The following is a 12,778-nucleotide window of genomic DNA, read 5'->3' as shown; positions in this document are numbered from 1 at the left end:
TCGCTACCCTGAGCGGCGAGGTGTTCTACTACATCTCGCAGCGCGCCGAGCGCGCCGTCGCCTTCATGCCGCAGAAGGTCACCGACCAGCGCGTCGTCGCGATCTATTTCGACAAGAACCGCAAGGTCGAGCGGCTCGCCAATTACGGCCTGCAGGATGGCAAGATTTTCGACTTTATCAGCCGAACTACGCCAACCTCCGGCCAGGAAATGAGCTACCTGACCCCGCTATTCAAGTTGATGAGCTTCAGGTAGCCGGCTTTGTCCTAGCCGGATGAGCCAGCGGTCGCGCAGCGGCCGATGGCGCCATCCGGGAACGGAGTTTACCGAAGCGCCGGCCCCGGATGTCGCTCCGCTCATCCGGGCTACGCTGTTGCTTGCTATGGCCTGCGACAATGCCCGCCTTGCCCATGCACCGGCGGGGCTTTACGTTTCCCCCAAGACCAAATCCATAACAACAAGAAGCTTTGGGAAGAAACATGACCCGCCTGATCACGCGCCGCGGCCTGCTGTCCGCAGCAGCCGGACTCTCCACCGCCGCGGTCCTGCCCCGCGCCGGCCACGCCGCCGGCGACTGGCGTCCCACCGAAAACGTCCGCATCATCGTGCCCGCTGCTGCCGGCGGCTCGACCGACGTGATGGGCCGCCTGCTGGCGGCGCATTTGCAGACCGCGTGGGGACAATCCGCCGTGGTTGAGAATCGCTCCGGCGGCGGCGGCACCATCGGCACCGCCGAAATGGCGCGGCAGAAAGGCGACGGCCACACCATCCTGGTCGGCAATCCCGGCCCCAATGCCATCGCCTACAGCATCTTCAAGAACCTGTCCTACAAGCAGGACCAGTTACAGCCGGTCAGCAACATGATCCGGATTCCGAACATCGTCTGCGCGCATCCAAGCGTGCCGATCAAGACCATTCCGGAGCTGATCGTTTATATCAAGGCGCATCCCGACAAGCTGAACTACGGCTCCTCCGGCGTCGGCCAGAGCCCGCACCTCACCGGCGCGTGGTGGCTGCAGCTCACCGGGCTGAAGATGCAGCACGTCCCGTTCCGCGGCGCCGGCCCGGCGCTGCAGGCCGCGCTCGCCGGCGACATCCAGATCCTGTTCGACAATCTCTATCCGTCGCTCCCGCAGGTGCTGGACGGCAAGCTCACCGGCCTCGCCGTCACCACCCCGGAACGCAACGCCCAGGCGCCAAATATCCCCGCGATGCGCGAGACCGCGCCGGAGCTGGCCAAGTTCGACGTCTCGTCGTGGTTCGGGGTGTTCTATCCGAAGGGCACGCCGACCGCCGCGGTGGAGTCGCTGAACAAGGAAATCAAGGTGCTGTTGGCGCGCGCCGATACCCAGAAGACCATCACCGCCATGGGCGCCGTGACCGACTACGGCACGCCGGCGCAGTTCTCGACCTTCATCGACGCCGAGACCGCGAAGTTCAAGGCCATCATCGACAAGGAAGGCCTGCAGATGGATGTGCAGTAGGAGAGGCGTTCGCCTGCACACCCCCGCCGTCATCCTGAGGCGCCGTCGCGCTCGCGACAGCGTCGAAGGATGGGTTGCAAGTGTCCATGTGGCCGCATCTTCGAGGCTCGCCAAGAGGCGAGCACCTCAGGATGACGACAGCTAAAAACCCCGCGGCTTTCACCGCGGGGTTTTTAACTGTATCGCGCCAGCAGGCCGCGTCCGCTTACTTCTCTTCTTCCATGGTCACCGCCACGGCCGCGTTGGCCGAAAGCCGTACCTTGTCGCCCTCGATCTCTGCCACCAGACCGCCTTCGATGAAATGGTGATGACCTTTGTGATGGCCCTCGCCGCTGTCCTTCTTGGTCAGCTTGATGCGGTTGCCCTCGACCTTGTCGACGGTCCCGACATGCACGCCGTCGGCGCCGATCACTTCCATGTGTTCTTTAATTCCAGTCACGCCGCTCATGTCGTTATCCTCTGAAAGTTGGGGACATGTAACGCGCCGGGTTCCAATAGGTTCAAACAAATCCTGCCGCTAGCCTTTCGGCGCAAATTTGCGGGCAAAATCCCGTGCCGACCGCGCGATGCAGACGGCGGCCTGCCCCTGGTACATCGACCCCTCGTTCTTCAGAGCGATCTGGTCGCACTTGGCCCGCGCCTTCTTGTAGTCGGCCTTGATGGCGGGGGTCGCCTTGGGCAGGAACATCGGTTCGCATTTCGACAGCACCATGGCCGACAGGGCATTGTCGCCGGAAGAGCCCAACTGGCAGGCCTCCAGGACCTGGTAGGCGCCGCCGCAGCTCCACGCGCTCTTCACCGCCGCGCTGACGGCATTGGCAAAGCCACCGGCTTTCTCCGCGGCCGCATCAGTGACCGGGCATCTGTCGGCGGCCATGACCGGGGAGGTAAAGGCGCATGACAGCAGCATGAACGCGAGCGCCGGGAAGACATTTCGGTACTGGAGCATCTGACGCATCGTATTCCGCCTATCGAACCTGAAAAACCGTGACCTCACCACGGGATTTTTGCATTCGGCATACCGGCCGTCCAGTGCGCAGCAAGCCGTAGGATGGATAGAGCTAAGCGAAGCACATCAGCACGTTCCAGAGGCAACGGATTTCGCATGGCTCATTCCATCGCACAGCTGGCACGTAACCATCTATTCGCGTCTTGCGAAATACTGATAGCAATACGAAAGATAACCGATGCAGATCGGCAACGTCAGCAGTTGATAAACGAGCTGCAACGGCATGCCTAGAGAGCTCTTAACAATCCGCTGCAGCGGAACGTCTGTCGTGAACATCTCCGTCGGCGAGGGCCGATCGCTCGGCAGACCGAACCAGGCAAGCGGCAGCTCCAGCAATAGTGCGGGCAATACCACGCATGCAAGCGTCGCCCACAGCAGCCGCCAGGTGTTGCCCCTCGTCGCCTTCCAGCTTTTCATAAATGAAGAGTCGTGATCGCCGGTTGCGCGCGCCGGCAGCACCAGGCTGAAGCGCACGACGATCGCAAAGGTGGCGAAAACAGCACTGAAAATAAAGCCGGCGGCCACAATATCGGCCAAAGTTTCGGGGAGGGATTCCAGATCGAGCATCGATACGGCATAAAGCAGTGCCGGCGGAATGGCGGCCGCACCCGTCAAAACAAGGAAGACCGCGAAATACTGCCATGCGATAGCGGTGGCGAAATGGCTTCCGATGAACCGTGGCCGTTCCGCCAAGATCAGTCGCCTGTGCCAGGCAACCGCGATGTCCACAAGGGCAAGGGCGAACAGCAGGGCAGCGAAGACGTACAGCGAGCCTGCGACGACAGGAGAGGCGCCGGTATCGCCGATCGTTCCTTTTTTATACTGCTCTGAAATCGAGATCGCCCACGACCATCTCACCCACTCCGCTACGGTCCACATCGCGGCAACCAACACAATCCACAACCACGTCACCCGTACTACATCCCGGAAATGACGAAAGTAGCTTGAGTATGTGATGTAGATCGAATGCCAAAGCGGCAGCTTGCGGGGGTCGCTGAGACAACCGTCGCCGTGAGGTCCACTTTGCACCACCACCACCCCGCCTAACGCAATCCGACATCGCTTCGCAACTTTAACTTGTTTTTACAATCCAAAGCAATCCGGGAGGGTGAGAACTAAAAACCCCGCGGCTCGCGCCACGGGGTTTTCGAAGTTTATTGGCGATGGGTTTCGCTAATACGCTCAACCCATCCTACACCCCTGCTCAATGCGCCAAAATCGCCAGCAGCAATAGCGCCACGATGTTGGTGATCTTGATCATCGGGTTCACCGCCGGTCCCGCCGTGTCCTTGTAGGGATCGCCTACGGTGTCGCCGGTCACCGCGGCTTTATGAGCGTCGGAGCCCTTGCCGCCATAGTGGCCGTCCTCGATGTACTTCTTGGCGTTGTCCCAAGCGCCGCCGCCCGAGGTCATCGAGATCGCCACGAACAGGCCGGTGACGATGACGCCGAGCAGCATCGCGCCGACCGCCGAGAACGCCGCCGACTTGCCCGCCGCACCGCCGCCGGCAATCGCGTAGATCAGGAAGTACACCACGACCGGCGAAAGCACCGGGAGCAGCGACGGGATGATCATCTCCTTGATCGCCGCCTTGGTCAGCAGATCGACGGCCTTACCATAATCAGGCTTGTCGGTGCCCTGCATGATGCCCGGCTTCTCGCGGAACTGCCGCCGCACCTCTTCCACGATGGCGGACGCCGCGCGTCCCACCGCAGTCATACCCATGGCGCCGAACAGATAGGGCAACAGGCCGCCGAACAGCAGGCCGACCACGACATAGGGATTGGTCAGCGAGAAGTCCGGGATCACGCCCTGGAAGTACGGATACTTCGCCGCGTTAGCGATGAAGAACTTGAGATCCTCGCTATACGCCGCGAACAGTACCAGCGCGCCCAAGCCCGCCGAACCGATCGCGTAGCCCTTGGTGACTGCCTTGGTGGTGTTGCCGACGGCATCGAGCGCGTCGGTGGCTTTGCGCACTTCCTTCGGCAGTCCCGCCATTTCGGCGATGCCACCGGCATTGTCGGTGACCGGGCCGAACGCGTCGAGCGCCACGATCATACCGGCCAGCGCCAGCATCGTAGTGGTGGCGATGGCGATGCCGAACAGGCCAGCCAGGCTGTAGGTGACCAGAATGCCGGCGATGATCACCAGCGCCGGGCCGGCGGTGGATTCCATCGAGATAGCGAGACCCTGGATCACGTTGGTGCCGTGGCCGGTGACGGATGAGGCCGCGATCGACTTCACCGGGCGATATTGCGTGCCGGTGTAGTATTCGGTGATCACGATGATCAGCGCGGTCACCACCAGTCCGGCGACGCCGCATTCGAACAAAGCGAGGCCGGTGTACTTCACGCCCGGCAACGGGCCGAACCCGATCAGCCAGTAGATGACGGCAGCGACACCGAACAATGACAGCACGCCGGTGGCGATCAGGCCCTTGTAGAGGGCCCCCATGATCGACTGGCTGGGCCCGAGCTTGACGAAGAAGGTGCCGGCAATCGAGGTCAGGATGCAGATGCCGCCGATGGCCAGCGGCAGCGTCATCATGTTGACCAGCAGCGGCGAGGTGGCGAAGAAGATCGCCGCCAGCACCATGGTGGCCACCGCGGTCACCGCATAGGTCTCGAACAGGTCCGCCGCCATGCCGGCGCAATCGCCGACATTGTCGCCGACGTTGTCGGCGATGGTCGCGGGGTTGCGCGGGTCGTCCTCGGGAATTCCGGCCTCAACCTTGCCGACCAGATCGCCGCCGACGTCGGCGCCCTTGGTGAAGATGCCGCCGCCGAGCCGCGCGAAGATCGAGATCAGCGAAGCGCCGAAGCCGAGCGCCACCAGCGCATCGACCACGATGCGGCTGTTGGCGGGATGGCCGAGCACGTGGGTGAGATAGGCGAAGTAGATGGTGACGCCGAGCAGCGCCAGCCCCGCCACCAGCATGCCGGTGATGGCGCCGGCCTTGAAGGCCAGTTCAAGCCCGCCGGCCAGCGAGATCGTCGCCGCCTGCGCGGTACGGACGTTGGCGCGCACCGAGACGTTCATGCCGATGAAACCGGCCGCGCCGGACAGCACCGCGCCGATCAGGAAGCCGAACGCCACCAGCATGCCCAGGAAGTAGGCCAGCAGCGCGAAGATCACGACGCCGACGATGCCGATGGTGAGATACTGCCGCTTCAGATAGGCCTGCGCGCCCTCGCGCACCGCTTCTGCAATTTCCTGCATCCGCGCATTTCCGGCATCGGCCTTCATCACCGACGCCGTCGCCCAGATCGCGTATACGATCGAAAGTGCCCCGCAAAGCACGATCACCCACAATGCTGTCATGGAATGCCTCAGTCCTTCCTGCCCCGCGCCCGGTTTCGGACGCATAAAAAGGAGGCCTGCCCCACGTGAGGACGGCCTCTCGTAGGCCAAGCATGGCAAAATCGCCCAGAGGGTGCAACGCTGCCAAAGGCGTAAGCGGCGGATTTTTGAGGAGATGTAGGAGGCCGGCGGCCGGCGTCAGAAATGACTATACGACGTCCGCGACAGAACGATCGACCTGCCCCGCGCATCGAGCCAACGCGGTTTGGCCGGGCCTTCGATGATGGTGCCGATGGCCGTCACCGCGACGCCGGCCGACCGGGCATCACGCACGAAAGCCTCGAACCGATTGTCTGGGATCGCGCAGAGGATTTCATAATCGTCGCCGCCGGCGACGATCGCCTCAATGCCGATCATCCCTCGCTCGACGAGCGACCTCGCTGCGATCGACAGCGGCACCTTGTCCACTTCTAGGTCCGCCGAGACGCCGGATACCGCGCACAGCTTGGCAAGATCGCCGGCCAGCCCGTCGGAGACGTCCATCGCCGCGCTGGCATGGTCGCGCACGGCCTGCGCCAGCGCGCCACGCGGCTGCGGCACGCGGTAGCGTGAAACGAGCGTGTCGCTGGACGCAGCATCGTCCGCGAGAGCTTGCGCCACCGCACCGCCCTTCCGCACCGCGAGGCCGAGCGCGGCATCGCCGATAGTGCCGGTGACCACCACGCGGTCGCCAACGGCCGCGCCAAGGCGCCGAACCATTTTGCCGGCAGGAACCCGGCCGAACGCGGTGATGGAGATCATCAGCGGGCCCGGCGTCGATACCGTATCGCCGCCGAGCAGCGGGCAGCCGAAGAACTTGGCATCCTCGCCGAGTCCGCGCGCGAATTCCGACAGCCATGCATGGCCCGTCTCGCGCAACGCCAGCGTCAGCACGAAGCCGGCCGGTGCCGCGCCCTTGGCGGCGAGATCGGAGAGGTTCACCCGCAGCGCCTTTCGCGCGACGGTGTCGGCGGGATCGTCGGGCAGAAAGTGCACGCCTTCGACAATGGCGTCGGTATTGACGACGATGTCGAAGCCGTCCGCCTTCAGCACTGCCGCGTCATCGGTCAGCCCGAAGGCGCCGGGGTCCGTGGCCAGCGGCTTGAAATAGCGGGAGATCAGGGTGTCTTCGCCGGAGGCGTCGCCGTTTCTCGCCATCTCACACTGCCCCCTTCCGTCATTGCGAGCGTAGCGAAGCAATCCAGAGGGCCGCAAGGGAGAACTGGATTGCTTCGTCGCGAGGGCTCCTCGCAATGACGACTGCGGCTACTCAGCCCCGCGAAAACTCTTCTGCACGGAACTGCCGGGCGATCTGGTCGAGCACGGCGTTGACCATGCCGGTCTCGTCGCCTTCGACAAATGCATGCGCGACGTCGACATATTCGGAGACGATGACGCGCGCCGGAATATCCTTGCGGTGCTCCAGCTCGTAGGCGCCCGCGCGCATCACCGCGCGAAGAATCGCTTCGATGCGCGCCAGCGGCCAGCCCTTCGACAGCGCGTCGTCGATCAAGGGATCGAGCTTGTTCTGGTCGCGCAAGACGCCCGCGACGATGTCGCGGAAGAACGCTTCCTCGGCGGGCAGATACTGGTCGCCCTCGACCTCGTTGCCGAGCCAGTGGCTTTCGAACTCCGCGAAGATGTCGTTGATACCCGCGCCGCCGATATCCATCTGGTACAGCGCCTGCACGGCGGCAAGACGCGCGGCACCGCGCTTGTTGGCCTTCTTGTCGGCCGGCTTGGCGGCGCCGGATTTCTTGTCGGTGGGTTTCTTCGCCGCGGTCTTCTTGATCTCTGCCATCGCTCAGCTCTTCGCCAGACGGCGCTTGATGCGCAGCATCGCCAGCGCGGCACGCGCGGCATCGCCGCCCTTGTTCAATTCGTCGGCGCGGGCGCGCGCCCAGGCCTGCTCGTCGGTATTCACGGTGATGATGCCGTTGCCGAGCGGAAACCGCCGGCTCACGGCGAGGTCCATCAGCCCGCGCGAGGACTCCATCGAGACGATCTCGAAATGGATGGTCTCGCCGCGCACCACGCAGCCCAAGGCGATCGCCGCGTCATAGGGCTCGTCGTGTTTCTCGGCGGCATCCAGCGCGATGGCGATGGCGGCGGGAATTTCCAGCGCCCCGGGCACGGTGATGACGTTATGGGTCACGCCGGCGGCTTTCAGCTCGAGCAGTGCGCCGGCCAGCAGCGCATCCTGGATATCGTCATAGAAGCGGGCCTCCACAATCAGCACCCGCGCGCCGGAAATGTCGGTTAGGTCCTGCAAGGGGGCGCGTCGCGCATCTGCCATCGGTATTCCCAGAGAATTGATTGATTGCGCAGGGTTTTAGGCGCAGCAGCGGCATAAGCCAAGGGCTCAGGCGCAGGGCCGCTATTTCATTTCCGAGAGCCGCGCGGCGTAGCGTGCCATCAGATCGACCTCGAGATTGACCTCGTTGGCGTCCTGCCAGGCGCCCAGCGTGGTCACGCTCAGCGTGTGGGGGATGATCAGCACCGAAAACTGGACATCATCGACGGTATTCACCGTCAGCGACACGCCATCCAGCGTGACCGAACCCTTGGTGGCGATGAAGCGCGCCAATTCGTGGGTGGTGCGCAGCGTGAAGCGCGCCATGTCCGGCAGGTTTTCACGGCGGACGATCGTGGCGATGCCGTCGGCGTGGCCGGCGACGATGTGGCCGCCGAGCTCGTCGCCGATTTTCAGCGCGCGCTCCAGGTTGAGGCGCGTGCCGGCCTTCCAGTGCTTGGCCGTGGTCATGCCGAGGGTTTCCGCGGCGGCATCGACCTCGAACCAGGTCCGATCGCCGGTGACGCCGGAGCCGACCACGGTCAGGCAGACACCGTTGCAGGCGATCGAAGCGCCGTCGGCTATGCCCGTCTGGTCGTAGCGGCACAGGATGCGCAGCCGGTGCAACTGACCCTGCGCGACAGGCGTCAGGGTCGCGATCTCGCCGATGTCGGTGACAATGCCGGTAAACATTTATGCGCGCTCGTAGATGGTGAAAGTATCGTTCTGCAGCGTTTCGCTAGCACGGACATGCAAACGCGGCGACCCAGTGATGGCTGATAGCGGCAATGCGTCCAGCGCGTTGATGCCATCGTCGCCGATAGCCGTGGCGCCGCGAAACAGCCAGGCCTCATCGACCAGATCGGCGGCCACGAACGACGCCGCGATGCGCGATCCGCCCTCGACCAGCAGTTTTGTGATGCCCTTCTCCGCCAGCGCATGCAGCACGGCCAGAAGATCCAGCCCCGGCGGCGGCGATGTGGTGGTCGGCACCCGCATCACCTGGGCGCCGGCAGCTTGCAACAACATCGCCGCGGGCGCCTCCGACAGGCTGGAGGTCATCACCCACAGCGGATGTTCGCGCGCCGAATGCACAAGTTTCGTGGCGCCCGGCAGCCGCAGCGCGCGGTCCAGCACCACCCGCACCGGCGAGCGTTTGCTCATGCCGGGCAGCCGGCAGGTCAGTTGGGGATCGTCGGACAGCACGGTGCCGATGCCGACCAGAATCGCGTCGCATTGCGCCCGCAGCAAATGCACGCGGTGGCGCACCGCCTCGCCGGTCACCGCTACCGGCTTGCGGCCGGCCGCAGCGATCTTGTCGTCGGGCGATACAGCCAGCTTCAGCACCACATGCGGACGCTTGTCGCGGACGCGGCGGAAATGCCCGGCATGATCGCGCGCGGCTTCATCTGCACAAAGCCCGACGTCTACCGAAATTCCGGCGGCACGCAGCCGCGAATGGCCCTGCCCTGCGACTTCCGGATTGGGATCCTCGATTGCCGACACAACGCGCGCAATGCCCGCTGCGATGATCGCATCCGCGCAAGGCGGCGACTTGCCGAAGTGCGAGCACGGCTCCAGCGTGACATAGAGCGTGGCGCCGCGCGCGGCGTCGCCGGCCTGCATCAGTGCCACCGGCTCGGCATGGGGACGGCCACCGGGCTGGGTCCAGCCGCGGCCGAGAACGCCGCCGTCCTTGACGACGACCGCGCCGACCGCGGGATTGGGCCAGGTGCGGCCCTGGCCGCGGCGGCCGAGCGTCAGCGCCAGTTGCATGAAGCGCCGGTCGATGGCTTTGGCCTCGGCGGATTTCTGGGCGAACTGATCTTCCAGGATCCGGAAGATCATTTGCGCAACGGGATCGGCTTAAGGTCGCTTTTCAAGTCGCCCTTGGGCTCGTCATCCCCGGACAGTTCGCCGAGCACGGCTTCAAAGTCCTTCGCCTCGCGAAAATTTCGATATACCGAGGCGAAGCGGACATAAGCGACGTCGTCCACATGGCGCAGATGCTCCATCACGATCTCGCCGATGGTCTCCGAGGAGATTTCCGCCTCGCCGCCGCTCTCCAGTTCGCGCACGATCGCCGAGACCATGGTCTCGACGCGCTCCGGATCGACCGGTCGCTTGCGCAGACTGATCTGCAGCGAGCGCACCAGCTTGTCGCGGTCGAACGGCACGCGTCGTCCGTTGCGCTTGATCACCGTCAGCTCACGCAGCTGCACCCGCTCGAAGGTGGTGAAGCGGAAGTTGCAGGCGACGCAGACGCGCCGCCTCCGGATCACGGCGGAGTCCTCCGTGGGACGCGAGTCCTTGACCTGCGTATCGAGGCTGTTGCAGTTCGGACATCGCATTCCAGAGGACCTTACTGATAAATCGGGAAACGGTCGGTGAGCGCCTTGACCCGTTCCTTGACGGCGGCCTCCACCAGCGGCGCGGTGCCGTCGCCGGACTGTGCCACCGCGCTCAACACTTCGGCGATCATCTCGCCGGTCTGCTTGAACTCGGCGATGCCGAAGCCGCGCGTGGTCGCCGCCGGCGTTCCGAGGCGAATACCCGAAGTAACCCATGGCTTCTCGGGATCGTAGGGCACGCCGTTCTTGTTGCAGGTGATGCCGGCGCGAACCAGCGCCTTTTCCGAAACGTTGCCCTTCAGGCCCTTCGGTCGGAGATCGACGAGCATCAGATGGTTGTCGGTGCCGCCCGAGACGATGTCGTAGCCCTGCGCGCGCAGCGTTTCGGCCAGCGCCTTGGCATTCTCGACGACGTTCTTGGCATAGACCTTGAAGTCCGGCTGCAGCGCTTCCTTGAACGCCACCGCCTTCGCCGCGATCACATGCATCAGCGGGCCACCCTGCAGGCCCGGGAAGATCGCCGAGTTCAGCTTCTTGGCCAGCGCCTCGTCATTGGTGAGGATCAGGCCGCCGCGCGGGCCGCGCAGCGACTTGTGGGTTGTCGTCGTGGTGACGTGGGCATGCGGCACTGGCGAGGCGTGCTGGCCACCGGCGACGAGGCCGGCGAAGTGCGCCATGTCCACCAGCAGGTAGGCGCCGACGCTGTCGGCGATCTCGCGAAAACGCTTGAAGTCCCAGGCGCGCGAATAGGCCGAGCCGCCGGCGATGATCAGCTTCGGCTTCACTTCTTCCGCCTGCTTCGCCACCGCATCCATGTCGATGAGCTGGTCTTCCTTGCGCACGGTGTAGTGCGCCGGCTTGAACCACTTGCCGGACATGTTGACGGGCGAACCGTGGGTGAGATGCCCGCCGGCCGCGAGGTCGAGGCCCATGAAGGTGTCGCCGGGCTGCAGCAGCGCCAGGAACACCGCCTGGTTCATCTGGCTGCCGGAGTTCGGCTGCACGTTGGCAAACGCCGCGCCGAACAGTTTCTTCGCGCGCTCGATCGCCAGGTTCTCCGCGATATCGACGAACTCGCAGCCGCCGTAATAGCGCGCGCCTGGATAGCCCTCGGCATATTTGTTGGTCATCACCGAGCCCTGCGCTTCCATCACGGCGCGGCTGACGATGTTTTCGGACGCGATCAACTCGATCTCGTGGCGCTGCCGGCCGAGTTCGCCCTTGATCGCGGCAGCGATCTCCGGATCGGCCTCGGCAAGCGCGGCGGAAAAGAACGAGTCGGGGGCGGAGGCGGTTTTGGCCGAAGAGGTCATGGGCGAAATATCTCCACCGCCGCAGCCTGTTGCAGGGTACGGGCGGTCACGGGTGGGGATCAGAAGCGGCGCGCGCCAGATACCACATCTGGCCGCTTTGGCCAAGGTTTTGAGCGGGAGGGGCAATATTTAGGCAGCGTATCGGACGATACGGCGAGCCGATTGCAGTGAAATCCTCCCCAGCAAATGAAGCAGAACCTCCTTGAATGGTTGGCGCTCAACCGGCCTTGCCTGCCTGTGGCCGGGCCTGTATGCCATTGGTCAACATCAAGAGTTGAGCTGACGCTCAACGCCAACCTGCTCCCGGGCAAGGTGGCGTTCCCCTCAACCGGGGGAGATGTGGCCGATCCGGCAACCCACGGGATGCAGCCGCACGTCAGTTTCTCCCGGGATGGAGACCGACCCTGTGAGGCTGCTATGACACCCCTTCCCCAGCAATTTGCCAGCGACAACTATGCCGGAATATGTCCGGAGGCGTGGTCGGCGATGGCCGAGGCCAATCAGGGCTATGAGCCGGCCTACGGCAACGATAGCTGGACCGCAAAAGCATCGGATGCGTTCCGCGCGCTGTTCGAGACGGATTGCGAGGTGTTCTTCGCTTTCAATGGCACCGCCGCGAACTCGCTGGCGCTGGCGGCTTTGTGCCAGTCCTATCACAGCGTGATCTGCTCGGACGCCGCCCATGTCGAAACCGACGAATGCGGCGCGCCGGAGTTCTTCTCCAACGGCTCCAAGCTGCTGGTCGCGCCCTCCACCGACGGCAGACTGACGCCCGCCGCGATCCGCGCCATCGCCACCAACCGCAAGGACATCCACTTCCCCAAGCCGCGCGTCGTCACCATCACCCAGCCGACCGAGACAGGACAGGTCTACAGCCTCGCCGAGATCGCGGCGATCTCCGCCACCTGCCGCGAACTTGGCCTCAGCCTGCACATGGACGGCTCGCGCTTCGCCAATGCCTGCGCCAGCCTCGGCTGCAGCCCGGC

General features: G+C 64.3%; 13 protein-coding genes, 1 pseudogene and 1 riboswitch. Of the genes and pseudogenes, 3 read left to right on the top strand and 11 right to left on the bottom strand.

What is annotated here, in order from left to right:
• Both JWR89_RS09090 and JWR89_RS09085 read left to right on the top strand, forming a co-directional pair.
• Nucleotides 1-254 (top strand): annotated as a pseudogene (locus JWR89_RS09090) (outer membrane protein assembly factor BamE); the annotation flags it as partial.
• Between the two features lie 224 nt (nt 255-478).
• Nucleotides 479-1,483, top strand: coding sequence for a tripartite tricarboxylate transporter substrate binding protein (locus JWR89_RS09085; RefSeq protein WP_299714611.1), 1,005 nt, complete (start codon nt 479-481; stop codon nt 1,481-1,483).
• 205 nt (nt 1,484-1,688) lie between these two features.
• Here the strand turns inward: JWR89_RS09085 and JWR89_RS09080 are convergent, their stop codons facing one another.
• From JWR89_RS09080 to glyA, 11 genes are all read right to left on the bottom strand, one after another.
• Entirely contained in the window at nt 1,689-1,931 is a 243-nt protein-coding gene (locus tag JWR89_RS09080) for a DUF2171 domain-containing protein (protein ID WP_299714608.1), read from the bottom strand.
• A 69-nt stretch (nt 1,932-2,000) separates the two neighbouring features.
• Nucleotides 2,001-2,432 (bottom strand): hypothetical protein, encoded by a 432-nt coding sequence (locus JWR89_RS09075; RefSeq protein ID WP_299714605.1) that lies wholly within the window; start codon nt 2,430-2,432, stop codon nt 2,001-2,003.
• A 192-nt stretch (nt 2,433-2,624) separates the two neighbouring features.
• Entirely contained in the window at nt 2,625-3,395 is a 771-nt protein-coding gene (locus JWR89_RS09070; RefSeq protein WP_299714602.1) for a hypothetical protein, read from the bottom strand.
• A gap of 301 nt (nt 3,396-3,696) precedes the next feature.
• On the bottom strand, nt 3,697-5,817 hold the full coding sequence (locus JWR89_RS09065; protein ID WP_299714600.1) for a sodium-translocating pyrophosphatase: 2,121 nt from the start codon (nt 5,815-5,817) through the stop codon (nt 3,697-3,699).
• 177 nt (nt 5,818-5,994) lie between these two features.
• Complete coding sequence (thiL, locus tag JWR89_RS09060) at nt 5,995-6,993, bottom strand: thiamine-phosphate kinase (RefSeq protein ID WP_299714597.1); 999 nt, start codon at nt 6,991-6,993, stop codon at nt 5,995-5,997.
• A 112-nt stretch (nt 6,994-7,105) separates the two neighbouring features.
• On the bottom strand, nt 7,106-7,636 hold the full coding sequence (gene nusB, locus JWR89_RS09055) for a transcription antitermination factor NusB (RefSeq protein WP_299714594.1): 531 nt from the start codon (nt 7,634-7,636) through the stop codon (nt 7,106-7,108).
• A gap of 3 nt (nt 7,637-7,639) precedes the next feature.
• Entirely contained in the window at nt 7,640-8,131 is a 492-nt protein-coding gene (gene ribH, locus JWR89_RS09050) for a 6,7-dimethyl-8-ribityllumazine synthase (protein ID WP_299714591.1), read from the bottom strand.
• Nucleotides 8,132-8,212: 81 nt separating this feature from the next.
• Complete coding sequence (locus tag JWR89_RS09045) at nt 8,213-8,821, bottom strand: riboflavin synthase (RefSeq protein WP_299714589.1); 609 nt, start codon at nt 8,819-8,821, stop codon at nt 8,213-8,215.
• Nucleotides 8,822-9,976, bottom strand: coding sequence for a bifunctional diaminohydroxyphosphoribosylaminopyrimidine deaminase/5-amino-6-(5-phosphoribosylamino)uracil reductase RibD (gene ribD, locus JWR89_RS09040; RefSeq protein ID WP_299714586.1), 1,155 nt, complete (start codon nt 9,974-9,976; stop codon nt 8,822-8,824). It abuts the gene before it with no gap.
• Entirely contained in the window at nt 9,973-10,479 is a 507-nt protein-coding gene (gene nrdR, locus JWR89_RS09035; RefSeq protein ID WP_299714583.1) for a transcriptional regulator NrdR, read from the bottom strand. Before nrdR ends, ribD begins: the two co-directional genes overlap by 4 nt.
• A gap of 11 nt (nt 10,480-10,490) precedes the next feature.
• On the bottom strand, nt 10,491-11,792 hold the full coding sequence (gene glyA, locus JWR89_RS09030; protein ID WP_299714580.1) for a serine hydroxymethyltransferase: 1,302 nt from the start codon (nt 11,790-11,792) through the stop codon (nt 10,491-10,493).
• A 259-nt stretch (nt 11,793-12,051) separates the two neighbouring features.
• A riboswitch (SAM-I-IV-variant riboswitch) is annotated at nt 12,052-12,161 on the top strand.
• Between the two features lie 48 nt (nt 12,162-12,209).
• Between glyA and JWR89_RS09025 the strand changes: the two genes are divergently transcribed.
• Nucleotides 12,210-12,778 (top strand): beta-eliminating lyase-related protein (locus JWR89_RS09025; RefSeq protein WP_299714577.1); only part of this gene is annotated, 569 nt, incomplete at its 3' end.

The sequence above is a fragment of the Tardiphaga sp. genome, from assembly GCF_028290785.1.
In the GTDB taxonomy this organism is placed as follows: Bacteria; Pseudomonadota; Alphaproteobacteria; order Rhizobiales; family Xanthobacteraceae; genus Tardiphaga.
The sequence above is the reverse complement of the archived record's forward strand: the minus strand, read 5'-3'. Positions and strand labels throughout refer to the sequence as shown.

What these genes read in the sequence shown, in the direction of transcription:
- JWR89_RS09085 (WP_299714611.1), top strand. Translation starts at nt 479, where the DNA reads ATGACCCGCCTGATCACGCGCCGCGGCCTGCTGTCCGCAGCAGCCGGA.
- ribD (WP_299714586.1), bottom strand. Translation starts at nt 9,976, where the DNA reads ATGATCTTCCGGATCCTGGAAGATCAGTTCGCCCAGAAATCCGCCGAG.
- ribH (WP_299714591.1), bottom strand. Translation starts at nt 8,131, where the DNA reads ATGGCAGATGCGCGACGCGCCCCCTTGCAGGACCTAACCGACATTTCC.
- JWR89_RS09080 (WP_299714608.1), bottom strand. Translation starts at nt 1,931, where the DNA reads ATGAGCGGCGTGACTGGAATTAAAGAACACATGGAAGTGATCGGCGCC.
- glyA (WP_299714580.1), bottom strand. Translation starts at nt 11,792, where the DNA reads ATGACCTCTTCGGCCAAAACCGCCTCCGCCCCCGACTCGTTCTTTTCC.
- nrdR (WP_299714583.1), bottom strand. Translation starts at nt 10,479, where the DNA reads ATGCGATGTCCGAACTGCAACAGCCTCGATACGCAGGTCAAGGACTCG.
- JWR89_RS09045 (WP_299714589.1), bottom strand. Translation starts at nt 8,821, where the DNA reads ATGTTTACCGGCATTGTCACCGACATCGGCGAGATCGCGACCCTGACG.
- thiL (WP_299714597.1), bottom strand. Translation starts at nt 6,993, where the DNA reads ATGGCGAGAAACGGCGACGCCTCCGGCGAAGACACCCTGATCTCCCGC.
- JWR89_RS09075 (WP_299714605.1), bottom strand. Translation starts at nt 2,432, where the DNA reads ATGCTCCAGTACCGAAATGTCTTCCCGGCGCTCGCGTTCATGCTGCTG.
- nusB (WP_299714594.1), bottom strand. Translation starts at nt 7,636, where the DNA reads ATGGCAGAGATCAAGAAGACCGCGGCGAAGAAACCCACCGACAAGAAA.
- JWR89_RS09065 (WP_299714600.1), bottom strand. Translation starts at nt 5,817, where the DNA reads ATGACAGCATTGTGGGTGATCGTGCTTTGCGGGGCACTTTCGATCGTA.